The organism is Martinezella dioscoreae (assembly GCF_009176305.1).
Taxonomy (GTDB): Bacteria; Pseudomonadota; Alphaproteobacteria; order Rhizobiales; family Rhizobiaceae; genus Rhizobium; species Rhizobium dioscoreae.
This window is the reverse complement of record NZ_BLAJ01000003.1, coordinates 890,132-915,875: the sequence shown is the minus strand read 5'-3', so window position 1 is coordinate 915,875 and position 25,744 is coordinate 890,132. Positions and strand designations below refer to the sequence as shown.

The following is a 25,744-nucleotide window of genomic DNA, read 5'->3' as shown; positions in this document are numbered from 1 at the left end:
TTCTGCGTCGATGGCCGTCACGCTTCGTCAACCTTGGCCCGATAGAAATCTTGACGGATCATCGATTCGAGATGATCGGCTCCAGCTGGCTTTGGGGATGCGGGCGTAGAATGCCTGTGTCAATCGCTGGGCAAAGAGGCTATAGCGCATGCAGACGAAAAGACGGGCGCGCCGGCAACGGACCGCGGTCAGCGAAGAGAAAGCCGATCGGCAGAGCATGGAAACGCATCATATCGATTTTTCGACCATTCTCGATGTATCCGCGCTGAAGGCGGAGTGCGAGACCCTCGCCAAACGCGGCCTGGATAAGAATGAAGAGCGCTCCGCACTGCTGGCGCTGTTGAAAAAGGCAAGCCAGGATGGACGGGAAGAAGCGCGGCGGTTGCTGATCGCCGACGGCAGCGGGCTTAATTGCGCGCACCGGATTTCCTGGCTGCAGGACCAGATCATCACCGTCCTCTACGATTTCACCGTCCATCACGTCTATCCGAAGCAGGCCGGCGCCTTCTCCGTCACCGCCGTCGGCGGCTATGGCCGCGATACGCTGGCGCCGGGCTCCGATATCGACCTTCTCTTCCTCTTCCGGCCGAAGCCGGAGAGCGAGACGCACAAGGCGGTCGAATTCATTCTCTATATGCTGTGGGACATGGGCTTCAAAGTCGGCCACGCCACGCGCACGGTCGAGGAGTGCATCCGAGAGGCCAAGTCCGACATGACGGTGCGCACCGCCATTCTCGAAACCCGCTATATCTGCGGCAACATCGCGCTGGAGCGCGAGCTGCAAGCCCGTTTCGACAAGGAGATCGTCACCAATACCGGCCCGGAATTCATCGCCGCCAAGCTCGCCGAGCGTGACGAGCGCCACCGCAAGGCGGGCGACACCCGCTATCTCGTCGAGCCCAACGTCAAGGAAGGCAAGGGTGGCCTGCGCGACCTGCACACGCTGTTCTGGATCTCGAAATATTACTATCACGTCCGCGATCCAGCCGAGCTGGTAAAGCTCGGCGTGCTCTCGAAACAGGAATATCGTCTCTTTGAGAAGGCCGAGGATTTCCTCTGGGCCGTGCGCTGCCATATGCATTTCCTGACCGGCAAGGCGGAAGAGCGGCTTTCCTTCGATATCCAGCGCGATATCGCCGCAGCCCTCGACTATAACGCCCGCCCGGGCCTTTCGGCCGTCGAGCGCTTCATGAAGCATTATTTCCTTGTCGCCAAGGATGTCGGCGATCTCACCCGCATCCTCTGCGCCGCACTGGAGGACCAGCAGGCGAAAGCCACGCCGGGGCTCACCGGCGTCATCAGCCGTTTTGCCAACCGCTCGCGCAAGATCCCCGGCACCGTCGAATTCGTCGAAGACCGCGGCCGCATCGCGCTTGCCAATCCCGATGTCTTCAAGCGCGATCCGGTCAGCCTTATCCGGCTGTTCTTCGTTGCCGATATCAATGGGCTGGAATTCCATCCGGATGCGTTGAAGCGCGTCACCCGCTCGCTGAACCTCATCGACAACGATCTGCGCGAGAACGAGGAGGCGAACCGGCTCTTCCTCTCCATCCTCACCTCGAAGCGCGATCCCGCGCTGATCCTGCGCCGCATGAACGAGGCCGGCGTGCTCGGCCGCTTCATTCCGGAATTTGGCAAGATCGTCTCGATGATGCAGTTCAACATGTATCATCACTATACGGTGGACGAGCATCTGATCCGCGCCGTTGAGGTGCTATCGGAGATCGACAAGGGCAAGGCCGAGGATATTCATCCGCTGACCAACAAGCTGATGCCCGGCATCGAGGATCGCGACGCTCTCTATGTCGCCGTCCTCCTGCACGACATTGCCAAGGGCCGCGAGGAGGACCATTCGGAAGCCGGCGCCGCGGTTGCACGCAAGCTTTGCCCACGCTTCGGCCTTTCGCCGAAGCAGACGGAGCTGGTGGTCTGGCTGATCGCGGAACATCTGACCATGTCGATGGTCGCTCAGACGCGCGACCTGACCGACCGCAAGACCATTATCGATTTCGCCGACCGGGTGCAGTCGCTTGACCGGTTGAAGATGCTGCTGATCCTGACCGTCTGTGATATCCGCGCCGTAGGCCCCGGCGTCTGGAACGGCTGGAAGGGCCAGCTGTTGCGCACGCTCTATTATGAAACGGAGCTGCTGCTGTCAGGAGGTTTCTCCGAAGTTTCGCGCAAGGAACGCGCCGAAGCTGCTGCCGAAGCGCTGGAACACGCACTCGCGGATTGGAGCCAGAAGGAGTGCAAGGCCTACGTCAAGCTGCACTATCAGCCCTATCTGCTGTCCGTGCCGCTGGAAGATCAGGTCCGCCATACGCAGTTCATGCGTGAATCCGACAAGGCGGGCAAAGTCCTCGCCACCATGGTGCGCACCGACAGCTTCCACGCCATCACCGAGATCACCGTGCTCTCGCCTGACCATCCGCGTCTTTTGACCGTGATTGCCGGCGCCTGCGCTGCTGCGGGCGCTAATATCGCCGATGCGCAGATCTTCACGACATCGGATGGCCGCGCGCTCGACACCATCCATGTCAGCCGCGAATTTCCTGATGATGCCGACGAACTGCGCCGCGCCGGCACCATCGGCAAGATGATCGAGGACGTGCTGGCCGGCCGCAAGCGGCTACCGGAGGTCATCGCGACGCGCACGAAGAACCGCCGCAAGAATAAGGCTTTCGTCATCCCGCCGTCGGTCATCATCACCAACAGCCTCTCCAACAAGTTCACGGTCATCGAGGTCGAATGCCTCGACCGCCCAGGCCTGCTGTCGGAAATCACGGCCGTTCTTTCGGACCTGTCTCTCGATATCCAGTCTGCGCGGATCACCACCTTCGGCGAAAAGGTCATCGATACCTTCTATGTCGCCGACCTGGTAGGCCAGAAGATTTCCAACGAGAACAGGCGAGCCTATATCACCGCCCGCCTGAAAGCCGTCATGGCCGGCGAAGAGGATGAAATGCGCGAGCGCATGCCCTCCGGCATCATCGCGCCCGCCGCCACGCGCGGCGTCGCCGTCGAAAAGTCAGACACTGAGAAGAAAGCCGGTTCAGCCGCATGAGCCTAGTCAAGAAATTCATCACGGTCGGTGGCGCGACGCTCGGCAGCCGCATCTTCGGCTTCGCCCGCGAAACGCTGATGGCCGCTGCCCTCGGCACCGGGCCGATGGCCGACGTCTTCTACGCCGCCTTCCGCTTTCCGAATCTCTTCCGCCGATTGTTTGCCGAAGGCGCCTTCAACGCCGCCTTCGTGCCGCTTTTTGCAAAAGAGATCGAGGCGAATGGCATCGACGGCGCCAAGCGGTTTTCCGAGGAAGTATTCGGCGTTCTCTTCTCGGTCCTGCTGTTGATCACTATCGTCATGGAACTAGCCATGCCGCTCCTGGTGCGTTGGGTCATCGCACCTGGTTTCGCCGACGATGCCGAGAAATTCGATCTGACGGTCCGGTTGGCCGCCGTGATGTTCCCTTATCTCATGTCGATGTCGCTGACGGCGATGATGAGCGGCATGCTGAACTCGCTGCATCATTTCTTCGCTGCCGCCGTGGCTCCGATCTTCCTAAACCTAGTGATGATCAGTGCGCTGTTCTATGCGATCTACTACGGCGCCGATCCGCTGAGCACAGCCTGGTACTTGTCCTGGTCGGTACTGGTGGCAGGCGTGCTGCAGCTGGCGGTCGTCTATATCGGCGTGCGTCATGCCGGCATCAGTATCGGTCTGCGCTTTCCGCGCTTCACGCCCAATGTCAAACGGCTCCTGCTTCTTGCGATCCCGGCGGCCATCACCGGCGGCGTCACTCAGATCAATCTGGTGATCGGCCAGGCAATTGCCTCGGGCAAGGAAGGCGCGATCGCCGCCCTGCAATATGCAGACCGCATCTACCAGTTGCCGCTCGGCGTCGTCGGCGTCGCGGTCGGAATCGTGCTTCTGCCGGAACTAGCCCGCTCGCTGAAATCAGGCCATATCAAGGAAGCTGCCAATATCCAGAACCGCTCGATCGAATTTGTGCTGTTCCTGACCCTGCCGGCCGCTATTGCCCTCTGGCTGCTCTCTGACGATATCATCCGCGTGCTTTACGAGCGCGGCGCCTTTAACTCGGAAAATACAAAGCTGGTCGGCTCCATCCTCGCAATCTTCGGCCTTGGCCTGCCGGCTTTCGTGCTGATTAAAGCACTGCAGCCCGGCTTTTATGCCCGCGAAGATACGAAATCGCCGATGCGCTACACGGCGGTCGCCGTCGCCGTCAATTCGGCGCTGTCCATCTTGCTTTTCCCGGTGCTGGCCGAACGCGGCATTGCGCTCGCTGAGGCGGTTGCCGGATGGCTGAACGCCGTGCAGCTCTTCGTCACACTCTATCGCCGCGGACATCTCGCCTGGGAATGGTCGCTGGCGCGCCGCACTGTGATGCTGCTCGTATCCTCCGCCGTCATGGGCGGCGTTATCGTATATTTGTCTGATCGCTGGGAGCCGCTTCTGGGGGGGAGCTCGTCGCTGCTCATCAAAACCGGCATCCTGGGCTTGCTCATATTGATTGCGATGGCGGTGTATTTCATTGTCGCCTTCCTGATCGGCGGCGTGGATTTGGGCATGGTACGCCGCAATTTGAAGCGCAAGCGGGCCGCGACCGCTCCAGATGCCGAGGTGGCGAACGGGGAATAACAAAGGCTCCTTCGCCTGATCGAACGGTGCGAGATTGAATCCGTTTTATAGGTTTTTATTTCGAGCCGAGAATCGTAGTTAATGCTGCGCGCCAGGAAATAACACGGAGTCCCCATGCCCCAATCTCTCTTCCTCGTCGCCCTCGTCGTCGATGACTATGATCGCGCGAAAGCCTTCTATTGCGATGCCCTCGGCTTCGAGTGCTTGGCCGACGAGGTGCAGCCGGAGGGCAAGCGCTGGGTCGTGGTCAGACCGAAAGGCACCGAGGGCGCCGCGCTATTGCTCGCCCAGGCCGCCAGCGACAGCCAGCGCGCGGCGATCGGCAACCAGACCGGTGGCCGCGTCGGCTTCTTCCTCAAGACCGATGATTTCGCCCGCGATCATGCAGCTATGAAGGCAAAGGGCGTGCATTTTCTGGAGGAACCGCGCCATGAAGTCTATGGTACGGTCGCGGTCTTTGCCGATCCCTACGGCAACACCTGGGACCTGATCCAGCATTCTTCCTGAGACTGCCCATATAACCTCTTGATCCCAACCTATCCGCCGTGCATAAGCCGCTCGAAACCAGGGGTCGAGAGCCACTCGCCCAGGCCCTCCACAAGCCTTTTGAGGACGACATGACCGAATTCAAGCCGCTCGTATTCTCCGGCGTTCAGCCCACCGGCAACCTCCACCTCGGCAACTATCTCGGCGCAATCCGCAAGTTCGTGGCCCTGCAGGCCAATAACGACTGCATCTACTGCGTCGTCGACATGCATGCGCTGACGGCGCAGCTGGTCCATGAGGACATGCCGAACCAGACGCGTTCGATCACCGCGGCCTTCCTTGCCGCCGGCATCGATCCGGAAAAGCACATCGTCTTCAATCAGTCGGCCGTGCCCGGCCATGCTGAGCTTGCCTGGATCTTTAACTGCGTCGCGCGCATCGGCTGGATGAACCGCATGACGCAGTTCAAGGACAAGGCGGGCAAGGACCGCGAACAGGCATCGCTTGGCCTTTACGCCTATCCGAGCCTGATGGCCGCGGACATTCTGCTCTATCGCGCCACCCATGTCCCGGTCGGCGACGACCAGAAGCAGCATCTGGAGCTGACCCGCGACATCGCCATGAAATTCAATCTGGACTACATGGAGCATATTCGCCGCACGGGCTACGGCATCGACATCACCGTCGGCGACGAGCCGGTGCATGCCTATTTCCCGATGGTCGAGCCGCTGATCGATGGCCCGGCGCCGCGCGTCATGTCGCTGCGTGACGGCACGAAGAAGATGTCGAAATCCGACGCATCGGACCTCTCGCGCATCAACCTGCTCGACGACGAGGAAAACATCTCGAAGAAGATCCGCAAGGCCAAGACCGATCCGGATGGCTTGCCGAGCGAAATCGCCGGTCTTGCCGGCCGGCCTGAAGCCGACAATCTGGTCGGCATCTATGCGGCGCTTGCCGACAAGTCGAAGGCTGACGTTCTCTCGGAATTCGGCGGTCAGCAATTCTCGGTCTTCAAGCCGGCGCTAGTCGATCTCGCCGTGCATGTGCTCTCGCCGATCACGATGGAAATGCGCCGCCTGATGGCCGACCCTGGCCATATCGACGCCGTTCTGCGCGATGGCAGCGCCCGTGCCCGCGCCCGCGCCGACGTGACCATGAAGCAGATTCGCGACATTATCGGCTTTCTCTATTGATGATATCGTCATGCAAGCCTCTCGGTCCCAAACGGGGGCTTGCAAAACGCCGCCTTCGGGTGTCAGAGTCGCCGCATGGTTTCAAAACGTCTCTCACGGCTCGAAGGTCATCGCCGCAAGTTCATGGCGGTCATCGACGGCACGCCTGAATGCCAGCGCGCCGTCCATTATGCCGGCCGGCGCGCCAAGAATTCCAATGGCGGCCTCGTGCTGCTCTATGTGATCCCCGAGGGCGACTTCCAGCAATGGCTTGGGGTCGAGGAGATCATGCGGGCGGAAGCGCGCGAGGAGGCCGAGGCCGCAACCGCAAAGGCTGCGCAAACCGTGCGCGAAAACATCGGTATCGACGCTGAAATCGTCATCCGCGAGGGTGCTGCCGCCGAGCAGATCAATGCCGTGATTGAAGAGGATCGAGATATCGCTCTTCTCGTGCTTGCCGCCGGTTCCGCCAAGGAAGGCCCAGGCCCGCTCGTCTCGTCGATCGCCGGTCGTGCCGCTGCTTTCCCGATCCCGGTGACGGTGCTCCCGGATACGCTGAGCAATGAGGAAATCGACGCGCTGAGTTGATCGCGTGTGCCATTTCTTGAGAAACACTCTCTTGAATAGAATGGCCAAAAGGCCTATTTTCTTTTGAAATATTCTAAAGTCGGGATCGGGCGTCTGCCCGCCGCATGGAGATCAAGATGTTCATTCAGACCGAAGCGACGCCGAACCCCGCGACCCTCAAGTTTCTGCCGGGCAAAGTGGTGATGGAAAGTGGCACGGCCGAATTTCGCAGCGCCGAAGAAGCCGAAGCTTCGCCGCTCGCTGCTCGCCTCTTCGAAATCCCGGGCGTGATCGGCGTTTACTTCGGCTATGACTTCATTTCCGTCTCCAAGGAAAATCAGGAATGGCAGCATCTGAAGCCCGCCATCCTCGGTTCGATCATGGAGCACTTCATGTCCGGCAAGCCGGTCATGGGCTCGGCATCCGTTCTGTCCGAAGTGCAGGATGCCGGCGGCGAATTCTTCGATGAAGGTGACGAGGCCATCGTGCTGACCATCAAGGAGCTGCTCGATACCCGCGTTCGTCCCGCCGTTGCCCAGGATGGCGGCGACATCACCTTCCGCGGCTTCCGTGACGGCAAGGTCTACCTCAACATGAAGGGATCGTGCTCGGGCTGCCCGTCCTCCACGGCAACTCTGAAGCATGGCGTGCAGAACCTGCTGCGCCATTTCGTCCCGGAAGTGCAGGAAGTCGAAGCCGTCTAATCCCGGCCTAGCGGAAAAATTGACATGATCGTACTGGCGCTCGACACGGCAGGTGTGGATTGCGCTGCCGCTGTGTATGATAGCGGCAGTGATTCTGTGATGGGGGAGGTCACGGAAACGATCGGACGGGGGCATGCCGAGCATCTGATGCACGTTGTCGACGAGGCGCTGGCTAAAGCCGGTGTGGCGCTTTCGGCCATTGAGCGTGTTGTCGTGACTGTCGGCCCCGGTTCCTTCACCGGCATCCGCATTGGCGTTGCAGCCGCGCGCGGTTTTGCACTTTCCCTCAATGTTCCAGCGGTTGGTGTCACGACCCTCGAGGCCATGGCCGCGACCGCCAGAGCGCAGAATCCGGGCAAGTCGGTTCTGGCTGCCATCGATGCCAAGCGCGAGGAGATCTATCTCCAGAGCTTCGATGCCGATGGCAACCCGCTGGACGAGGCTCGGGCCGTGACGATCGACGAAGCGCGGGCAATCGCCGGCGCATTCGATGGCGTCGTCACCGGAACGGCCGTCGCCCGGTTGAGCGACGCGCCGCCTGCGGAGCGGCCAGACGCATTTCCGATTGCCATCGTCGCCCGGCTGGGCGCTGGCAAGCCTGCCGGCGAAAAGCCGAAGCCGCTTTATCTTCGCGGACCCGATGCCAGACCGCAGGCCGGATACGCAGTTGCCAGGCAATAGACATGCTCGAATCCTATCTGACCTTGAAAGCCGAATACGAAATCGTCCCGATGGAACTGAAGGATTGCGCCGAAGTGGCGCTCCTGCATGGCGAACGCTTCCCGCGGGTATGGGACGAAACTGAATTTCAGGGTCTCCTTTCGCAGGAGACCACCTTCGGCTTCGTTGCCCGCCAGACCAATGCCATCCTCAAAAAGGCGCTTCCCGGCTTCGTGCTGGCCCGGCATGTGGCGGGCGAGGGCGAAATCCTGACAATCGCCGTCAATGCCAAACTCGGACGCTCCGGCCTTGGCTGGCGCCTCATGCAGGCGGCGTTGCGTGAAACTCGCAATCGCGGCGGCGAAACTATGTTTCTCGAAGTCGACGGCAGCAATCAGCCGGCCCTCGGCCTCTATCGCAAGCTCGGTTTCGAGACGGTCGGCGAGCGCAAGGCCTATTATGCCGGCGAAAACGGACAAAAATCGACGGCGCTTGTCATGCGCCGCGTTCTTCGCTAGTCCCTTGTCACAGTTCATTTGGACCGAAGACAGCGATTGATGGAAGACGCCGTAAAATCCCTAGAGGAGCTTTGCGCCGAGCGCGGCATGCGCATGACGGAGCAGCGCCGGGTCATTGCGCGCATCATCGAGAGCTCCGGCGATCACCCGGATGTCGAGGAGCTCTATCGCCGCTCGGTGGAAGTGGATGCGAAAATCTCGATCTCCACGGTGTACCGCACCGTCAAGCTGTTCGAGGACGCCGGCCTTCTTGCCCGCCATGATTTCCGCGATGGGCGCTCCCGCTACGAGACCGTGCCGGAAGAGCACCACGACCATCTGATCGATCTGAAGAGCGGTCAAGTGATCGAATTCCACTCGCCGGAGATCGAGGCGCTGCAGGAGCGTATCGCCCGCGAACACGGCTTCAAACTCGTCGACCACCGGCTGGAGCTTTACGGCATCCCGCTGAAGAAGGACGAAGGTTGACGTGAAGGCTTTCATGCAGGAGCGAGCGATTTGATGACCTGGCTGCGCATCGGCTGTGCCGCCGTGGTTATTTGTGTCGTCAGCGCGGTGATGCTGCCGCTGCAGATCCTCTGCCTGCGCTTTGACTGGAAGCTCCGGCGCTATCTGCCGCGCTACTGGCATCGCATCGTCTGCTATTGGCTTGGTGTCCGCATCCATGTGATCGGCAAGATGGAGACGAGCCGGCCTCTCATGCTGGCCTCCAACCATTCGTCCTGGCTCGATATTCTCGTGCTTTCAGCAGTGGCCGATGTCTCCTTCATCGCCAAATCCGAAGTACGGGACTGGCCGATCTTCGGGCTTTTTGCGCAGTGGCAGAAGAGCGTCTTCGTCGAGCGCGAGCAGAAGCGCAAGACCGGCGAGCAGGTGAACGAAATCGCCGACCGTATGGCAGACGGCGAAATCATGGTGCTGTTCCCTGAAGGAACTACCTCGGACGGCAATCGGTTGCTCGAAGTCAAGTCCTCGCTGTTCGGCGCGGCCGCTGCCGCCCTGCCGAAGGCGCCGGATGCCGTCGTGCATGTCCAGCCGGTCGCGGTCGCCTATACCCGCGTCCATGGAACGCCCATGGGCCGCTATTATCGCCCGCTGACGGCATGGCCTGGCGATATCGAGCTCGTACCGCATCTGAAGGGTATCATCCAGTGCGGTGCCATCGATGTCGATGTCTGCTTCGGTGAGGCGGTGGATTATCGCGCCGGCACCAATCGCAAGGAAGTCAGCGCCACCATCGCCAGGCGCATCCGCAATATGCTTGCCGGCCGCCTACTCGGGCGCGAGATCGCCTGATTTCCAGGTGATTCCAACTTTTTCATTTTCTCCGAAAGCAAAAGCCACTACATAGCGGCCCATGACCAAGGACAGCCTAACCCTCGACGCCCCGGCGGCCGACGCTTTGCAGCTCGGTCCCCGCGATGGCTCCAACAGCCGCAAGGTTTTCATCAAGACCTACGGTTGCCAGATGAACGTCTATGATTCCACGCGGATGAGCGATGCGCTTTCCCGCGACGGCTATGAGCCGACCGAGGACATGGAGGAGGCCGACCTTGTCCTTTTGAACACCTGCCACATCCGCGAGAAGGCGGCCGAAAAGGTCTATTCCGCGCTTGGCCGCCTGCGCGAAATGAAGAAGCGCAAGGCTGCCGACGGCCGCGAGATGATGATCGGCGTCACCGGCTGCGTTGCCCAGGCCGAAGGCGAAGAAATCCTGCGCCGCGCACCGGCCGTCGATGTCGTCATCGGCCCGCAAACGTATCATCGCCTGCCGGATGCGCTTCGCCGCGCCAAGGAGGGCCAGCGCGTCGTCGACACGGAATATGCGATCGAGGACAAGTTCGAGCATCTGCCGATCGCCGAAAAGACGAAGATCCGCGCCCGCGGCGTCACTGCCTTTCTGACGGTGCAGGAAGGCTGTGACAAGTTCTGCACCTTCTGTGTCGTGCCATATACGCGCGGCTCCGAGGTCTCCCGCCCGGTCGCGCAGATCGTCGAAGAGGCCGAGAAACTGGTCGATGGCGGCGTGCGCGAAATCACGCTGCTCGGCCAGAACGTCAATGCCTGGCATGGCGCTGGCCCGAAGGGCGAGGCTTGGAGCCTCGGCGATCTCCTTTATCGTCTCGCCGAGATCCCCGGCCTCGCGCGCCTGCGTTACACCACCAGCCACCCGCGCGACATGGACGACCGCCTCATCGGCGCCCATCGCGACCTGCGGACGCTGATGCCCTATCTGCATCTGCCCGTTCAGGCGGGCTCCGACCGCATCCTGAAGGCGATGAACAGGCGGCATACGGCCGCGGAATATCTGACGCTCATCGAGAAGATCCGCACTGCACGCCCGGATATCGCTCTTTCGGGCGATTTCATCGTCGGCTTCCCGGGGGAGACAGACCAGGATTTTGAGGATACACTGAAGCTTATCGAGGAGGTGAATTATGCACAGGCCTTCTCGTTCAAATATTCCACGCGGCCGGGCACACCCGGCGCGGAATTGAAGGATCAGGTGCCCGAAGAGGTCAAGACCGAGCGGCTGGAGCGTTTGCAGGCATTGTTGCTGAAGCAGCAGCATGCGTTTGCCGAGGCCTGTGTGGGCAAAACAGTGGATATCCTTCTGGAAAAGCCGGGCCGGATGCCGGGCCAGTTGATCGGACGCTCTCCCTGGCTGCAGTCTGTGAATGTTGATGCAAAAGCATCGCAAATCGGTGACATTATTAACGTACGAATCACCGGAACCAGCACCAACAGCCTTTTTGCTGAATTGCTCTAGGTTCCGGACGGGCACAAGGAGCCGCACCGCTTGAACGGACAGGAATTGGTTTCTTCTTCATCGCGCCAGCCCCGCACCGCGAGCGACGCCAATCACTTCACCCTGACGTTCGAGAATAATCGGTTCGCCAGTGAGCTTTTCGGGCAGTTCGACCAGAATTTGAAGCTGCTTGAGGAGCGCCTCGGCATCGATGCGCGTGCTCGCGGCAATTCCGTCGTCATCACAGGCGATGTGCTGGCCACCAATCAGGCACGCCGCACGCTCGATTATCTCTATGACAAGCTGCAAAAAGGCGGCAATGTAGAGCGTTCCGATGTGGAAGGGGCAATCCGCATGGCGGTTGCCGCCGACGATCAATTGACGCTGCCGACCATGGAGAGAAAAGCCAAGTTGACGATGGCGCAGATTTCAACGCGCAAGAAGACGATCATCGCGCGGACGCCGACCCAGGATGCCTATATGCGGGCGCTGGAGCGGTCCGAGCTCGTCCTCGGTGTCGGACCTGCCGGTACGGGCAAGACCTATCTCGCCGTCGCGCACGCCGCCCAGCTTCTGGAGCGCGGTGCGGTTGAAAAGATCATCCTGTCGCGCCCGGCCGTCGAAGCCGGCGAGCGGCTCGGCTTCCTGCCTGGCGACATGAAGGAAAAGGTCGATCCATACCTCCGCCCGCTCTATGACGCGCTTTACGACATGATGCCCGGCGACAAGGTCGAGCGTGCTATCACGGCAGGCGTCATTGAGATCGCGCCGCTCGCCTTCATGCGTGGCCGCACGCTCTCCAATGCCGCCGTTATCCTCGATGAGGCGCAGAACACGACATCCATGCAGATGAAGATGTTTCTGACGCGCCTCGGCGAGAACTCGCGGATGATCGTGACCGGCGATCCGAGCCAGATCGACCTGCCGCGCGGCGTCAAGTCCGGCCTGGTGGAAGCGCTGCAGCTGCTGGATGGCGTCGAGGGCATCACCATCGTCCGCTTCAAGGATACGGACGTCGTCCGCCATCCGCTGGTGGCGCGCATCGTCCGGGCCTACGATTCCACCTATGCCGCAAAGGCAGAGGAAAGCGATCCGCAGATCTGATCTGCGGTTACGAAAGATCATGGCCGAGCTCGATATACAGATCAGCGTGGAGGAGGGCGATTGGCCCTCCGAAGAGATATTGCAGTCGCTTGCCGAGCGGGTGCTGGGCGAAGCTGCAAATTATCTCAAGAAGCACGAGAAGCAGCCATTTCCAAAAATGGCCCCTGAATTGTCGCTGGTCTTTACCGACGACGCTTCGATCCGCGAGATCAATGCGGAATGGCGCTCTCAGGACAAGGCGACGAACGTTCTGTCCTTTCCGGCTTTTCCGCTCGAACCGGGCGGCAAGCCCGGCCCGATGCTGGGCGATATCATCATCGCTAGGGAGACGGTGGAGCGTGAGGCGGTGGATCTCGAAAAGAGTTTTGACGACCATCTGACGCATTTGATGGTGCATGGTTTCTTGCATCTCTTCGGCTACGACCATATGAATAATAGCGAAGCCGAAAGAATGGAGGGGCTGGAGACTCGCATTTTGGCTAGTCTTGGCCTATCTGATCCCTATGCGGGACAAGACCCCATTTGATCTGAACCCTGTCTGACCAGGAACAATGAGCGACTTTACGACAAGATCGGCCCCCGAGGCCAAAGACGGAGCCGACGCAGCCTCCTCCGACGAGGTAGGCAGTAGTAGCAACGGCAAGCGATCCCACTCTTCATTCTGGGCACGTGCCGCGCGGATTCTGCGCCCGGCGCAGGACGCCGCCCGCTTGCGCGAGGACCTTGCCGACGCGCTGATGACCAACGCCGCCGGTGATGATGCCTTTTCGCCCGATGAACGTGCAATGCTGCACAACATCCTGCGCTTCCGCGAGGTGCGCGTCGAGGATGTCATGGTCCCGCGTGCTGATATCGAGGCCGTGGATCAGAATATCACCATCGGCGAGCTGATGATCCTCTTCGAGGAAAGCGGCCGCTCGCGCATGCCCGTCTATGCCGACACGCTCGATGATCCGCGCGGCATGGTGCATATCCGCGACCTGCTGTCCTATGTCGCCAAACAGGCCCGCAACAAGCGCCGCAGCGGCAGTGCTAAGACGGCGGCTGCTGCAACGGCTGCACCTGCAGCCGAAAAGCCGGCACGCTCGGCCAAGCCAAACTTCGATCTGTCGCGGGTCGATCTGCAGAAGACGCTGGTCGAGGCTGGTATCATCCGCAAGATCCTGTTCGTGCCGCCTTCGATGCTTGCCTCCGATCTCCTGCGCCGCATGCAGGTCAACCGAACGCAGATGGCCCTCGTGATCGATGAATACGGTGGCACGGACGGCCTGGCGTCGCATGAGGACATCGTCGAAATGGTCGTCGGCGATATTGATGACGAGCACGACGACGAAGAAGTCATGTTCAAGCGCGTCTCCGAGGATGTCTTCGTAGCCGACGCCCGTGTCGAGCTGGAGGAGATCGCAGCCGCGATCGGTCCGGATTTCGACATCGCCGAGCAGGTGGACGAGGTGGACACGCTCGGCGGCCTGATCTTCTCCGCGCTGGGCCGCATTCCGGTGCGTGGCGAGGTGGTGCAGGCGCTTCCCGGTTTCGAATTCCATATTCTCGATGCCGATCCGCGCCGCATCAAGCGGGTGCGCATCACGCGTAAGCGTCACGCCGCCCGTCGCCGCCCGACCGTCAAGCTGGAAGGCGATGCCGGTACGCCGGAGCGCGATTTGCCGGCACCGGAAACGATCGCCGAAGAAACGCGGGCCGAGCGTGACGCCGCCCGCCAATAAATGGCGTGAGAGCGGGACAAATCGCTGCATTTTTGAAAGACTGCGCCCAATTGATTCGCGATTGGACGGAGCTGACGCATGGAATGGCTTTCGGGCAGGGTGATCCTCGTCTGGGGTTTCAAACGTGCGTTGCTTACGGTCTTGGCCGGTGCCATCGGCGTGCTTGCGCTGCCGCCCTTCGGCTTCTTCGCGGCAATGTTCGTCTCGTTCACGCTGCTCGTCTGGCTGCTGGATGGCGTTGCTGCCGGCCCGGATAGCGGTCTGCTCGGGCGTCTCTGGCCCGCCTTCTTCACCGGCTGGCTGTTCGGCTTCGGCTATTTTGTCGCTGGCCTCTGGTGGCTCGGCCATGCGCTGCTGATCGATGCCGATGAGTTCGCCTGGGCGCTGCCGCTGGCAATCCTCGGCCTGCCGGCCTTTCTGGCCGTTTTCTACGGCGTCGCGACCGTGCTTGCACGGATCCTATGGTCCGACGGCATGGGGCGCATCGCCGCGCTTGCCTTCAGTTTCGGTATCCTGGAATGGCTGCGCAGCTTTCTTTTCACCGGCTTTCCCTGGAATGCAATCGGCTATGGCGCCATGCCCATTCCGCTGATGATGCAGTCGGCGCATGTCGTCGGCGTGCTCGGAGTGACCGTGCTTGCCGTCTTCGTCTTTGCAACACCTGCGCTGCTCGGCACGCGCCAGGGGCGGGTGCCGGCGATCGGCCTTGCTGTCCTCATCGCCGCCGCTCATTTCGGTTATGGTTATTACGCATTGGGCCAGCCGGAAGCGCCGTTGGCCGATGCCAAGACGGCACCTGTGGTACGTATCGTTCAGCCGTCCATCGACCAGGAAACCAAGATGGATACGGCCGCCGACCGTGCCGCCATCTTCGACAAGCATTTGGCGCTCTCGGTCCAGCCGCCTGCCAATGGCGGCAAACGGCCCGACATCATTGTCTGGCCGGAAACGGCCGTGCCCTTCATCCTTACCGATAACCGCGATGCGCTGGCGCGGATTGCCGATCAGCTCGAAGACGATCAGATCCTGATCACCGGCGCCGTCCGCGTCGAAGACATGGGGCCGGGAGTCGAGCCGCGCTATTACAATTCGATCTATGTCATCGACGGTCGCGGACAGATCATCGGTGCGTCCGACAAGACCCATCTCGTCCCCTTCGGCGAATACGTGCCCTTCGAGCACATTCTGAGCTATCTCGGCATCGAGAACGTCGTGGAACTGCCGGGAGGGTTTTCAGCGGCCGCCAAACGGGAATTGCTGAGCATGCCGGATGGCCTGAAATTCTATCCGCTGATCTGTTACGAGATCATTTTTCCGAACGAGATGACTCCGGAGATCTGGCAGGCCGACGCCATCTTGAACGTCACGAACGACGGCTGGTTCGGCGATACGCCTGGCCCATACCAGCATTTCCAGCAGGCAAGGGTGAGGGCGGTGGAGCAGGGGCTGCCGTTGATTCGAAGCGCCAATACCGGCATTTCAGCATTTGTTGATGCACACGGACGGGTGCTTTCCGGTATCGATTATAATCAGCAAGGCTTTATAGATACCACTTTGGGTGGCGCAACCGTATCGCGCATCGACGATAAAGCCAGAAAAACATACTTTTGGTTGATCATCGGAGCAGTCGGCATGATTGCCGTGATTTCGCGCATGGGTTTTATTTTCAGGGTGAATTGACCAAAAAACCCTAAAATTGCATAGTGCTAGATGTCCGCCTTTCGAACGTAGACTGGAGGCCTTGGGGGCGTCGGCTGCAACGTGGCGTTATAGGGGTGGTGAAGGGTACCGGGTGGCAGGTCCTGAATTCAACCTATGTTAGGGTAAAATGATGATTGAGAATAAAAAGAAGCCGAACCCCATCGACATTCATGTCGGTAGCCGCATACGCCTCCGCCGCACGATGCTTGGCATGAGCCAGGAGAAGCTCGGCGAAAGCCTCGGAATCACGTTTCAACAAATCCAGAAATACGAAAAAGGCACCAACCGCGTTGGCGCCAGCCGCCTCCAGAATATCTCCAGCATCCTCAATGTCCCGGTTTCCTTCTTTTTCGAGGATGCGCCGGGTGAGCACGCGGCCGGTGCGGGCGGCATGGCAGAGGCATCCAGCTCCAACTACGTCGTCGACTTTCTGTCGTCTTCCGAAGGATTGCAGCTCAACCGCGCCTTCGTGAAAATTTCCGATGGTAAGGTCCGACGCAAGGTTGTCGAGCTGGTCAAGGCGCTCGCGGCCGAGGCGGATGCCGAATAACCCTTCGAAGCGGGGTTAAACCGACAAAGTCGAGAGGCGGTCATTTTGGCCGCCTTTTCGCTATTTACGGCAAAATTTTATCACTTGAGCGGGGATATAAAGATATATTTATGTCCTTGTGCGGCTTGTTTTTCGAGGCGGAGACGAATATCAAAAGCAGAGATTTGTTCTTTGAGGGGAATCCCGCATGCGCGCGAATTATCTGTTTACGAGTGAGTCTGTTGCCGAAGGTCACCCGGATAAAGTTTGTGACCGCATTTCCGATGAAATCGTCGATCTGGTTTACCGCGAGGCTGCAAAGACCGGCGTAAACCCATGGACCGTGCGCATTGCATGCGAGACCCTTGCCACCACCAATCGCGTCGTCATCGCCGGTGAAGTGCGTTTGCCGCCGAGCCTGATGAAGAAGGACAAGGATGGCAACGACGTCATCAATCCTTCGAAGTTCAAGGCTGCCGCACGCCGCGCCATTAAGGATATCGGCTACGAGCAGGACGGCTTCCACTGGAAGAAGGCCCGCATCGACGTGCTCCTGCATTCGCAATCTGCCGATATCGCCCAGGGCGTCGACAATGCCGCCGACCAGCAGGGCGACGAAGGTGCTGGCGACCAGGGCATCATGTTCGGCTACGCCTGCAAGGAAACGCCTGATCTCATGCCGGCGCCGATCTACTATTCGCACAAGATTCTGCAGCTGCTCGCTACCGCCCGCAAGAAGGGCGATGGTGAAGTTGCCAAGCTCGGCCCGGACGCCAAGAGCCAGGTGACGGTCCGTTACGTCGACGGCAAGCCGTCCGAAGTGACCTCGATCGTGCTTTCCACCCAGCATCTCGACGAGAGCTGGGATTCGAAGAAGGTTCGTGCCGTTGTCGAGCCCTATATCGTCGAAGCGCTCGGCGACCTGAAGATCGCTTCCGATTGCAAGTGGTACATCAATCCCACGGGCAAGTTCGTCATCGGCGGTCCGGACGGCGACGCCGGCCTCACCGGCCGCAAGATCATCGTCGACACCTATGGCGGCGCAGCCCCGCATGGCGGCGGTGCATTCTCCGGCAAGGACACGACCAAGGTCGACCGTTCCGCAGCCTATGCGGCCCGCTATCTGGCGAAGAACGTCGTTGCCGCCGGTCTTTCCGATCGCTGCACGATCCAGCTCTCCTACGCCATCGGCGTTGCTCAGCCGCTGTCGATCTATGTCGACCTGCACGGCACGGGCAAGGGCGTCACCGAGGATCAGGTCGAAGCGGCCATCCGCAAGAACATGGACCTTTCGCCGACCGGCATCCGCCGCCACCTCGACCTCAACAAGCCGATCTACGCCAAGACTTCGGCTTACGGTCACTTCGGCCGCAAGGCCGGCCGTGACGGCTCCTTCTCCTGGGAGCGTACGGACCTGGTGAAGGCCCTCAAGGAAGCCGTAAAGCTCCGGGAAGCCGCATGATCGATACCGAGCGCCGGTCGCGGGCGACGGAAGCATTCTTCGGCCGGCGCAAGGGTAAAGCCTTGCGCGGCCAGCAGGCTGAAAAGCTGGAAGCATTGCTGCCGCAGTTCATCGTCGACCTTTCCGCCCCGGCGCCGCAGCCGCTGAACGACCTTTTCCCGGTGCCGACCGAGCGTCTGCGCCTTGAAATCGGTTTCGGCGGTGGAGAGCATCTGATTCACCGGGCGCTGGAGCAGCCAAAGACCGGCTTCATCGGCGTGGAACCTTTCGTCAACTCGATGCAGAAGTTGCTTGCTAGCGTCGACGACGCGGGTGCACGCAATATTCGCGTCTACAATGACGACGCGACGCAGGTACTGGATTGGCTGCCTGACGGCTGCCTAGATCAGATCGATCTGCTCTATCCTGATCCCTGGCCGAAGAAGAAGCACTGGAAGCGCCGTTTCGTCTCTCGGGTGAATCTTGCCCGCTTCCATCGCGTCCTGAAGCCCGGCGCGCTCTTCTGCTTCGCCTCCGATATCGACACCTACGTCAATTGGACGCTGCAGCATTGCCAGGCGCATGGCGGCTTCGAGTGGACCGCGCAGAACGCCGCCGACTGGCTGACGCCCTATGAGGGCTGGCCGAGCACGCGCTACGAAGCGAAGGCCAGGCGCGAGGGGCGCTCATCGGCCTATCTGACCTTCAAGAGGGTCTGATCGCCCAATGACGGGCGAGAATTTCAGATTGAAATATTCACACTATCCTGCGTGACGACCGCCGTTGGGCGGTCTGGATCATGCGCGCGCGTTGCCAGTTGGGGCCGGTTCGATGCGGTCCTTGCGGACGGTGACGTTCACCGTCGGGCGACGCTCATGGTCAGTGCAAGCTGACCGTCTTCAATTCGTCCTCGGCAGCACGATAGAAGGTGCTGGAGCGATTGTCCGTCAAGAGGATCGGGGTGCCGTCGGCGCCAAAAAGCGCCCAGAGATCCACATCCGGATCGATATCGGGCGCTTCCGGGAAGCAGCGGGATACTTCGGACCAATCCATTTTTCTGATGTAGGCGACCTCGCCGGTGCCGATATTGGCAAGTTCGGATTGGGTCAGGCGGGCGGTGGCTTCTTTTAACAACATGCTCGTACCTCCAGTATGAGGGACCAACGGCTCCAGAGCATGATGACCAAAAGTGTGAGCGGCTTTTAGGTGACGTCGTGCTCTAGTTCTTTGATTCTAGAGCCGATTCAGACTTCAGACCGATTCGGCCTGAATCATGCGGCTCTAGGCCGTTGTTCTACTGTGAGACCGAAATGTTAATTTTCTTTACCACGCGGTCCGGTTCCGGCCGAATGAGATCGACGGAGAGCAGACCGTTCTTCAGCGTGGCGCCGAGCACCTGCATGCCATCGGCAAGGACGAAAACACGTTGGAATTGCCGGGCAGCGATGCCCCGGTAGAGATAGTCGCGCTCGCCCTGCTCCATCTGACGTCCGCGGATCAGCAGCTGGTTCTCTTCCGTGGTGACATCAAGCTCATCCTCGGAAAAGCCGGCGACCGCCAGCGTGATGCGCAGACGTTCCGGCTCGCCCGACAGGCGGTCCGCGCGCATTCTTTCGATATTATAGGGAGGGTAACCGTCGCTGACCTTGGCAATCCGCTCAAGCGTCTTTTCCATAGTGTCGAAGCCCAGAAGCAGCGGGCTGGCAAAGGGAGTCGTCCGGCTCATCGTCTCAAAGTCCCTGGGTGTCAAGCGACCGTTCCGGACCTGATCTTCAGCACCCGGTTGTCCCTAATATGGGAGTACGCGCCTGCGAGTGCAAGCCATGAGGTCTTCGCATTTGCGAGATCGAATTCCGTGGTGAAAAATCGTTTTGTGACATGACGAGCGAGCGCTTGACAAAGCCGGACCGGACCCGCGACAAAGCCTGTCGATCTGCACCGGAGGAAAGTTGAAGACATGACCGAACCTAGAAAAATCATCATCGATACCGACCCCGGTCAGGATGACGCTGCGGCGATCTTTCTCGCCTTCGGCAGCCGCGAGGAGATCGAGGTGCTCGGCATCACGACGGTTGCCGGCAACGTGCCGCTGCCGCTGACCAGCCGCAACGCCCGCATCGTCTGCGAGCTCTGCAATCGCCGCGACGTCAAGGTGTTTGCCGGCGCTGATGCGCCGCTGAAGCGCAAACTGGTCACGGCCGAACATGTGCATGGCAAGACCGGCCTCGATGGCCCCGAACTGTCCGAGCCGACAATGGAACTGCAGCCGGGCCACGCCGTCGATTTCATCATCGACACGCTGCGCAAGGAACCGGAAGGCGCCGTGACCCTTTGCACGCTCGGGCCGCTGACCAATATCGCAATGGCTTTCCAAAAAGCGCCTGACATCGTCGGCCGCGTGCGCGAGCTCGTGATGATGGGCGGCGGCTTCTTCGAGGGCGGCAACATCACGCCGGCCGCCGAGTTCAACATCTATGTCGATCCGGAGGCGGCAGATGTCGTGTTCCGTTCGGGCGTTCCCATCGTCATGATGCCACTCGATGTCACCCATAAGCTGCTGACGCGAAAAGATCGCGTCGAGCGCATCGCCGCCGTCGGCACGCCGCCTGCCAACGCCATGGTCGAAATGCTGCAATTCTTCGAGCGCTTCGATATCGAGAAATACGGTTCGGACGGCGGTCCGCTGCATGACCCGACCGTCATCGCCTACCTTCTGAAGCCTGAGCTCTTCAAGGGTCGCGAATGCAATGTCGAGATCGAGGTGACATCGGAACTGACCGTCGGCATGACCGTCGTCGACTGGTGGCACGTTACCGACCGCAAGCGCAACGCCAAGGTCATGCGCGATGTCGATGCCGATGGCTTCTTCGCGCTTCTGACGGAGCGCTTCGCTCGCATCTGATCAAGATCTATGCAAAAGGCCGCCGGAGCGATCCGGCGGCCTTTTGCATCTCATTTAGTCGATAGTTCAAAACTCTTCCCATTCGTCCTGGGCGAGTGCATTGGCGCCCTGGGTCTGCGGAATTGCTTTACGTGCCGGTGCACTAACGGCCGCTGCCGGTCTGCGCGGTGTAACCGGAGCCCGCATCTGCTGAGCAGTCGCCCGCAATGCGCTGGCGTTGTCCTGGGCAGCACGGCCGGTGCGGAAGCGTGCAACGAGCGCTCTGAGCGATTGGGCTTCCTCGGCAAGCGCGACGCTCGAAGCGGTGGTTTCCTCGACCATTGCGGCATTCTGCTGAGTGACCTGATCCATCTGGTTCATGGCCGAGTTGATTTCCTTCAGGCCGATCGCCTGCTCGCTCGCGGAAGCGGAGATCTGACGGATCAAGCCGTTGATCTCCATGACCTGCTGGGCAATCTTGTGAAGGGCATCGCCCGTGCGGCCGACAAGATCGACGCCTTCCTTGACCTGTCCCGCCGAGGCGTTGATCAAAGTCTTGATCTCCTTGGCGGCATTGGCCGAGCGCTGGGCCAGCTCGCGCACTTCCTGCGCGACAACGGCAAAGCCTTTGCCGGCCTCTCCGGCACGGGCCGCTTCCACGCCGGCATTGAGTGCCAGAAGGTTGGTCTGGAAGGCGATTTCGTCGATAACGCCGATAATGCGCGACACCTCCTGCGACGATTGCTCGATGCCGTGCATGGAGGCGATAGCCTTTTGCACGATCTCGCCGGAATGCTCGGCATCCTCTGATGCGGCATTGACGCTGCTGGCCGCCGTGCGTGCATTTTCGGCGCTGGAATTGACCTGCGCGGTCAGCTCGTTGAGGGCTGCCGCAGTCTCTTCCAGGCTTGCCGCCTGCTGTTCGGTGCGGCGGGCGAGGTCCGAGGCACTGTTGCTGATTTCGCCCGTGCCACTGCCGATATTGCCGACGCTGACATTGACGGTATGAACCGTCTCCTCGAGGCTCGCCAGCGCGGCATTGAAGTCCTGCTTGAGCTGGGCATATTCGCCGGGGAAATCGTCCGTGATCCGTTGAGTGAGGTTGCCCTTGGAGAGCTCAGCGAGGCTTTGGCCGAGAATGCTGACGATATGGCGCTGCAGGGCGACGCTCTCGTTGCGTTCGCTCTCCGAGCGGCGGCGTTCGCCCTCGGCAGCCAGGCGCTGGTCGTTGGCTTCACTTTCGAGACGCTTGGTGTCGGCAAGCGCAAAGCGGAAACCTTCCAGAGCCTTGGCGACCGAGCCAACTTCGTCTGCGCCGGCCTGGCCGGCGACCGGTTCGGCATAATTGCCGGTGCTGAGGCGATTGACGCTTGCGACAAGACCGGCAAGTGGCTTCTGAACGAAGCCGCGCACGGCGGCATAGAGCGCCAACATGACTGCAGCCAGCACGATGAAGCCGGAGACGATCATCATATAGGTCTGATCCCGGACCGGCGCTGCAATTGCGCTGTGCGGAACGTCGATCAGAACGACCCAGGTGGCGTTCAGGCCGGGAACGGCGAAGGGATAGACGACACGGTCGAATTCTTCGCTACCGTCTTCGGAGAGGTTTCTGAGGATGCTTGCGGACGAGGAGGTCAGCGCGGCCTTGATGGTGTCGGCGCCGGAACCATTATAGTCCTTCATCAGCAGGTTCGCGTTCGGCGCGACCAACCACTTGTTATCCTGCGAAACGAGCAGCACGCGGCCGGTGCCGAACGGCTGCAGCTTCTGAAGCTTAGTGGAAAGCGAAGCAAGGGAGATGTCGACACCTGCGACGCCGATCAGCTTGCCGCCCGACATGACGGGGTAGGCGATCGAGCTCATGGTCGTCGGAACGTCTGTGCCTTCGGCCATATAGGGCGGGGTGATTGCGCCCTTGCCGCTCGTGGCGGCGAGCTTCCACCAGGCAGCGGTATAATCGTTATCGAACGTGGAGAATTGGATGCCGCCATCCTTGGTCTTTGACCAATAGGGTGTAAAGGCGCCTTTGTCGTTGACACCCTGATCCTTGTTGTTGGCAAGCTCCGTCGTTTTACCGTCGAAGGTGCCGAGCTGTTCGCAGAACCAGCTGCCGAAGGCAAAAGCATTCTGTTCGACATTCGCCTTGAGGATATTGATGATGCCTTTGCGATCGAAGGTGTGACCTTCGTGACCGCGGCCGAGGATACCAGCCATGGAGCGGGCGGCGCTCGCCAGTTCGCCGACATTTGCCGCAATCTCATTGGAAATGGACTTGGCCTCGGTATTCGCCTGATCCATCGTCAGCGTCTCGACGCGATCGCGGGTTTGAGAAATCAGCAGAAAATTGGAAATCAGCAGAACGAGTGCGATCGCCAGTCCAGTGACCAAGATGAGTTTGGCCGCAAGCGACTTCATACGAAAGATGAACATCATTTCCTCGAAAAAGCGATGCGTCGGATACACATTATCCGAATGCAAGGTCGGCGCAGGATGGCCCTGTCATGGAGCCGCCGTGAGAATTCCTGCCGCGTGTGGAAGGTCATGCGCGCCAGGCCAGAGGAGAATGATGCGGAAGCGCAAAAATTTAATTAATTGCGCTTCGCAATGCTTATGGAATTTTAGCTTTAAAGCTTTTCGGCGACTTCGCTGGCAACCGGTATGGAAGGCTGTGCGCCCGACTTCAGGCAGGCCAGCGAACCGGCAACGGCGGCACGGCGCAGGCTGGCGTGGAAATCCAGGCCCTGATCGAGGCTTGCGGCAAAATAGCCGCAAAAGGTGTCGCCGGCACCGACGGTGTCCACCGGCTCGATCACGAGACCCTTGGCGCGAGAAAGCTCGCCGTCGCGGATGGCGATGACGCCGTCGCCGCCGAGCGTGACGATTAGCGTCTGGCCGGTTTCGCCGTGCAGGCGAACGAGGGCAGCCTCGCGCTCGGATGCCGACATGTTGTCCTGGCCGGCCAGTCTCTCGAATTCGGTCTCGTTGGCGATGACGATATCGGCAAGGCGGCCGAGGCGGGCAGCCTCCGGGATCAGAGGAGCAAGATTGAGCACTGTGCGCACGCCCTTTGCCTTCGCGGCGTTGAGCGCGGTTTCGACGGCTGCGACCGGGATCTCAAACTGCAGCATCAACGTATCGCCGGGGTTCAGGGCCGCCACGGCGGCTGTTGCGTCTTCGGCCGTGTTCGTGCCGTTGGCACCGGGAACGACTGCGATCATGTTCTCGCCGTCGCCGCCGACGAGAATGAGAGCGGTACCGGTCGGCTCGGACACCCGCCGGACAGTGGAAAGATCCGTGCCTGCCGTCTGAAGCAGGTCCAGCGCGGGTTCCGCAAAGCCGTCATTGCCGACGGCACCGCTCATGCGCACTGTCGCGCCGGCCCGCCGGGCAGCCAGCGCCTGATTGGCGCCCTTGCCGCCGGCGGCCGTGGAAAAGCCGTTGCCGGCAACCGTTTCGCCCGGCTTCGGCAAACGATCCGTGGTGGCGATGAGGTCCATGTTGATGGAGCCGAAAATAGTGATCATGCGATATCCTGCCCTGGGTGTTGCGTCTGCATGATCCTGCCCGAAGGCTGCCTTTGTCTTTTCGGATCATGCATCGATTGGGCGCGACACTGCCGAAGCGATCAGTCTTCGTCAACCACCCTGAGCTTGAGTTGGCTCGCGCGGTTGTCGGCCGGCTTGGGCCGTTCTTCCGCGCGTGTCTTGGCGGGCTCTTTCACGGCCTCGAATTCCAGCGCTTCTATCCGCTCACCGCGTCTCGCCAGCTTGTCGGCCGAGGTGACGATCATGTCGACATCCTTCTGCGCCATGGCGAAATGACCCTGTAGCTTGCGCACGCGTTCGTCCAGGCGCGAGAGGTCGTCCATCAGATGCGCCACTTCGCTCTGGATGACATGAGCCTGCTCGCGCATGCGCTGATCCTTCAGCACGGCTTGAATGACCTGGATCGACAGCATCAGCAGCGAGGGCGAGACGATGACGATGCGGGCGCGCTGGGCCTTCTGCACGATCGCCTCGAAATTCTCGTGGATCTCGGCGAAGATCGACTCGGACGGCACGAAGAGAAAGGCCGTATCCTGCGTCTCGCCGGGAATGAGGTATTTCTCGGCAATGTCGCGAATATGCAGCTCCAAATCCCTACGGAATTGCTGGGCCGCGATCCGGCCTTGATCGGGATTGGCGGCGGCACGAATGGCGTTCCAGGCCTCCAGCGGGAACTTGGCATCGATGACGAGCGGCGGCGAGCCATTGGGCATGCGAACAGTGCAGTCCGGCCGCGAGCCGTTCGATAGCGTCGCCTGGAATGCATAGGCGCCCATCGGCAGTCCATCGGCGATGATGGTTTCCATGCGTGCCTGGCCGAAGGCGCCACGCGTCTGCTTGTTGGAAAGGATGGCCTGCAGGCCGACGACATCCTTTGCCAATGTCTGGATATTGGTCTGCGCGGCATCGATGACGGCGAGCCTTTCCTGCAGGCGGCGCAGATTCTCATGGGTCGCGCGCGTCTGCTCGCCGATGGTCGCCGTCATCCGCTGCGACATCCCGTCGAGACGCTGGCCGATGGCCTGATTGAGCTCGGCCTGTCTGGAGCCGAAGACTTCCGCCATGGTGGCAAGCCGTCCCTGCATCTCCGCCTGCGACCGCAGCAGCGCCGCCATCGTATGCTCGGCATCGAGCTCATCGTCCTCCGCCTGCGCCCTGCCGCGGACGAAAAGGACGATGACTGCGATCGCAAGCAGGAAAACGAGGCCGGTCAGAAGCTGGACCGTGGAAATGGCTTGGCCGAAGATGATGAAAGACATGAAACCTGGCGCGCTGATGAAGTTCTTCGCGCAAGC

At 60.6% G+C, this 25,744-nt stretch carries 24 protein-coding genes; 19 read left to right on the top strand and 5 right to left on the bottom strand.

Annotated elements, in window-relative coordinates:
• Positions 1-148: 148 nt before the first annotated feature.
• The 18 genes from GDN47_RS16330 to trmB all read left to right on the top strand — a co-directional run bounded on the left by GDN47_RS16330 (position 149) and on the right by trmB (position 18,739).
• The gene (locus GDN47_RS16330; RefSeq protein ID WP_152093769.1) at positions 149-3,064 is read left to right on the top strand and encodes a [protein-PII] uridylyltransferase; all 2,916 of its coding nucleotides are present in this window, start codon (positions 149-151) and stop codon (positions 3,062-3,064) included.
• Positions 3,061-4,662, top strand: coding sequence for a murein biosynthesis integral membrane protein MurJ (gene murJ, locus GDN47_RS16325; protein ID WP_113329991.1), 1,602 nt, complete (start codon positions 3,061-3,063; stop codon positions 4,660-4,662). The genes GDN47_RS16330 and murJ overlap by 4 nt, the downstream gene beginning before the upstream one ends.
• A 114-nt stretch (positions 4,663-4,776) precedes the next feature.
• The gene (locus GDN47_RS16320; protein WP_113351315.1) at positions 4,777-5,169 is read left to right on the top strand and encodes a VOC family protein; all 393 of its coding nucleotides are present in this window, start codon (positions 4,777-4,779) and stop codon (positions 5,167-5,169) included.
• A gap of 110 nt (positions 5,170-5,279) precedes the next feature.
• Complete coding sequence (trpS, locus tag GDN47_RS16315; RefSeq protein ID WP_112722011.1) at positions 5,280-6,344, top strand: tryptophan--tRNA ligase; 1,065 nt, start codon at positions 5,280-5,282, stop codon at positions 6,342-6,344.
• Between the two features lie 75 nt (positions 6,345-6,419).
• The gene (locus GDN47_RS16310) at positions 6,420-6,911 is read left to right on the top strand and encodes a universal stress protein (protein ID WP_095433804.1); all 492 of its coding nucleotides are present in this window, start codon (positions 6,420-6,422) and stop codon (positions 6,909-6,911) included.
• Between the two features lie 116 nt (positions 6,912-7,027).
• Entirely contained in the window at positions 7,028-7,594 is a 567-nt protein-coding gene (locus tag GDN47_RS16305) for a NifU family protein (protein ID WP_113249832.1), read from the top strand.
• A 24-nt stretch (positions 7,595-7,618) separates the two neighbouring features.
• On the top strand, positions 7,619-8,275 hold the full coding sequence (gene tsaB, locus GDN47_RS16300) for a tRNA (adenosine(37)-N6)-threonylcarbamoyltransferase complex dimerization subunit type 1 TsaB (RefSeq protein WP_145633512.1): 657 nt from the start codon (positions 7,619-7,621) through the stop codon (positions 8,273-8,275).
• A gap of 2 nt (positions 8,276-8,277) precedes the next feature.
• Positions 8,278-8,772 (top strand): GNAT family N-acetyltransferase, encoded by a 495-nt coding sequence (locus GDN47_RS16295; protein ID WP_113329994.1) that lies wholly within the window; start codon positions 8,278-8,280, stop codon positions 8,770-8,772.
• Positions 8,773-8,811: 39 nt separating this feature from the next.
• Complete coding sequence (locus GDN47_RS16290) at positions 8,812-9,240, top strand: Fur family transcriptional regulator (RefSeq protein WP_095433808.1); 429 nt, start codon at positions 8,812-8,814, stop codon at positions 9,238-9,240.
• Between the two features lie 30 nt (positions 9,241-9,270).
• Positions 9,271-10,068, top strand: coding sequence for a lyso-ornithine lipid O-acyltransferase (gene olsA / locus GDN47_RS16285; RefSeq protein WP_152093768.1), 798 nt, complete (start codon positions 9,271-9,273; stop codon positions 10,066-10,068).
• Between the two features lie 61 nt (positions 10,069-10,129).
• A complete protein-coding gene (miaB, locus tag GDN47_RS16280) occupies positions 10,130-11,542 on the top strand; it encodes a tRNA (N6-isopentenyl adenosine(37)-C2)-methylthiotransferase MiaB (RefSeq protein ID WP_113329997.1) in 1,413 nt (470 codons plus the stop codon).
• 30 nt (positions 11,543-11,572) lie between these two features.
• Positions 11,573-12,625 carry a PhoH family protein gene (locus GDN47_RS16275; RefSeq protein WP_069611161.1) on the top strand — a complete coding sequence of 351 codons (1,053 nt, stop codon included), beginning with the start codon at positions 11,573-11,575 and terminating at the stop codon, positions 12,623-12,625.
• Between the two features lie 19 nt (positions 12,626-12,644).
• Positions 12,645-13,151 carry an rRNA maturation RNase YbeY gene (gene ybeY / locus GDN47_RS16270; RefSeq protein WP_113329998.1) on the top strand — a complete coding sequence of 169 codons (507 nt, stop codon included), beginning with the start codon at positions 12,645-12,647 and terminating at the stop codon, positions 13,149-13,151.
• A 25-nt stretch (positions 13,152-13,176) separates the two neighbouring features.
• The gene (locus tag GDN47_RS16265; RefSeq protein ID WP_113329999.1) at positions 13,177-14,349 is read left to right on the top strand and encodes a hemolysin family protein; all 1,173 of its coding nucleotides are present in this window, start codon (positions 13,177-13,179) and stop codon (positions 14,347-14,349) included.
• Positions 14,350-14,427: 78 nt separating this feature from the next.
• Positions 14,428-16,029, top strand: coding sequence for an apolipoprotein N-acyltransferase (gene lnt / locus GDN47_RS16260; protein WP_113330000.1), 1,602 nt, complete (start codon positions 14,428-14,430; stop codon positions 16,027-16,029).
• A 151-nt stretch (positions 16,030-16,180) separates the two neighbouring features.
• Positions 16,181-16,600, top strand: coding sequence for a helix-turn-helix domain-containing protein (locus tag GDN47_RS16255; protein WP_041677790.1), 420 nt, complete (start codon positions 16,181-16,183; stop codon positions 16,598-16,600).
• Between the two features lie 187 nt (positions 16,601-16,787).
• Positions 16,788-18,041: a methionine adenosyltransferase gene (metK, locus tag GDN47_RS16250; protein WP_095433815.1), complete on the top strand. Its 1,254-nt coding sequence runs from the start codon at positions 16,788-16,790 to the stop codon at positions 18,039-18,041.
• Positions 18,038-18,739 carry a tRNA (guanine(46)-N(7))-methyltransferase TrmB gene (trmB, locus tag GDN47_RS16245; protein ID WP_113330001.1) on the top strand — a complete coding sequence of 234 codons (702 nt, stop codon included), beginning with the start codon at positions 18,038-18,040 and terminating at the stop codon, positions 18,737-18,739. The genes metK and trmB overlap by 4 nt, the downstream gene beginning before the upstream one ends.
• A 160-nt stretch (positions 18,740-18,899) precedes the next feature.
• Here the strand turns inward: trmB and GDN47_RS16240 are convergent, their stop codons facing one another.
• On the bottom strand, positions 18,900-19,157 hold the full coding sequence (locus GDN47_RS16240) for a BQ00720 family protein (protein WP_069611167.1): 258 nt from the start codon (positions 19,155-19,157) through the stop codon (positions 18,900-18,902).
• Between the two features lie 157 nt (positions 19,158-19,314).
• Positions 19,315-19,746, bottom strand: coding sequence for an Hsp20 family protein (locus tag GDN47_RS16235; RefSeq protein WP_113351307.1), 432 nt, complete (start codon positions 19,744-19,746; stop codon positions 19,315-19,317).
• A 231-nt stretch (positions 19,747-19,977) separates the two neighbouring features.
• Between GDN47_RS16235 and GDN47_RS16230 the strand changes: the two genes are divergently transcribed.
• The gene (locus tag GDN47_RS16230) at positions 19,978-20,922 is read left to right on the top strand and encodes a nucleoside hydrolase (RefSeq protein WP_152093767.1); all 945 of its coding nucleotides are present in this window, start codon (positions 19,978-19,980) and stop codon (positions 20,920-20,922) included.
• A 66-nt stretch (positions 20,923-20,988) separates the two neighbouring features.
• Here the strand turns inward: GDN47_RS16230 and GDN47_RS16225 are convergent, their stop codons facing one another.
• The 3 genes from GDN47_RS16225 to GDN47_RS16215 form a co-directional block, all read right to left on the bottom strand.
• Entirely contained in the window at positions 20,989-23,334 is a 2,346-nt protein-coding gene (locus tag GDN47_RS16225; protein ID WP_152093766.1) for a methyl-accepting chemotaxis protein, read from the bottom strand.
• A gap of 194 nt (positions 23,335-23,528) precedes the next feature.
• Positions 23,529-24,428, bottom strand: a complete 900-nt coding sequence (locus GDN47_RS16220; RefSeq protein WP_152093765.1) for a ribokinase — start codon at positions 24,426-24,428, stop codon at positions 23,529-23,531.
• Between the two features lie 101 nt (positions 24,429-24,529).
• Positions 24,530-25,708 (bottom strand): DNA recombination protein RmuC, encoded by a 1,179-nt coding sequence (locus tag GDN47_RS16215; protein ID WP_152093764.1) that lies wholly within the window; start codon positions 25,706-25,708, stop codon positions 24,530-24,532.
• Positions 25,709-25,744: the final 36 nt, after the last annotated feature.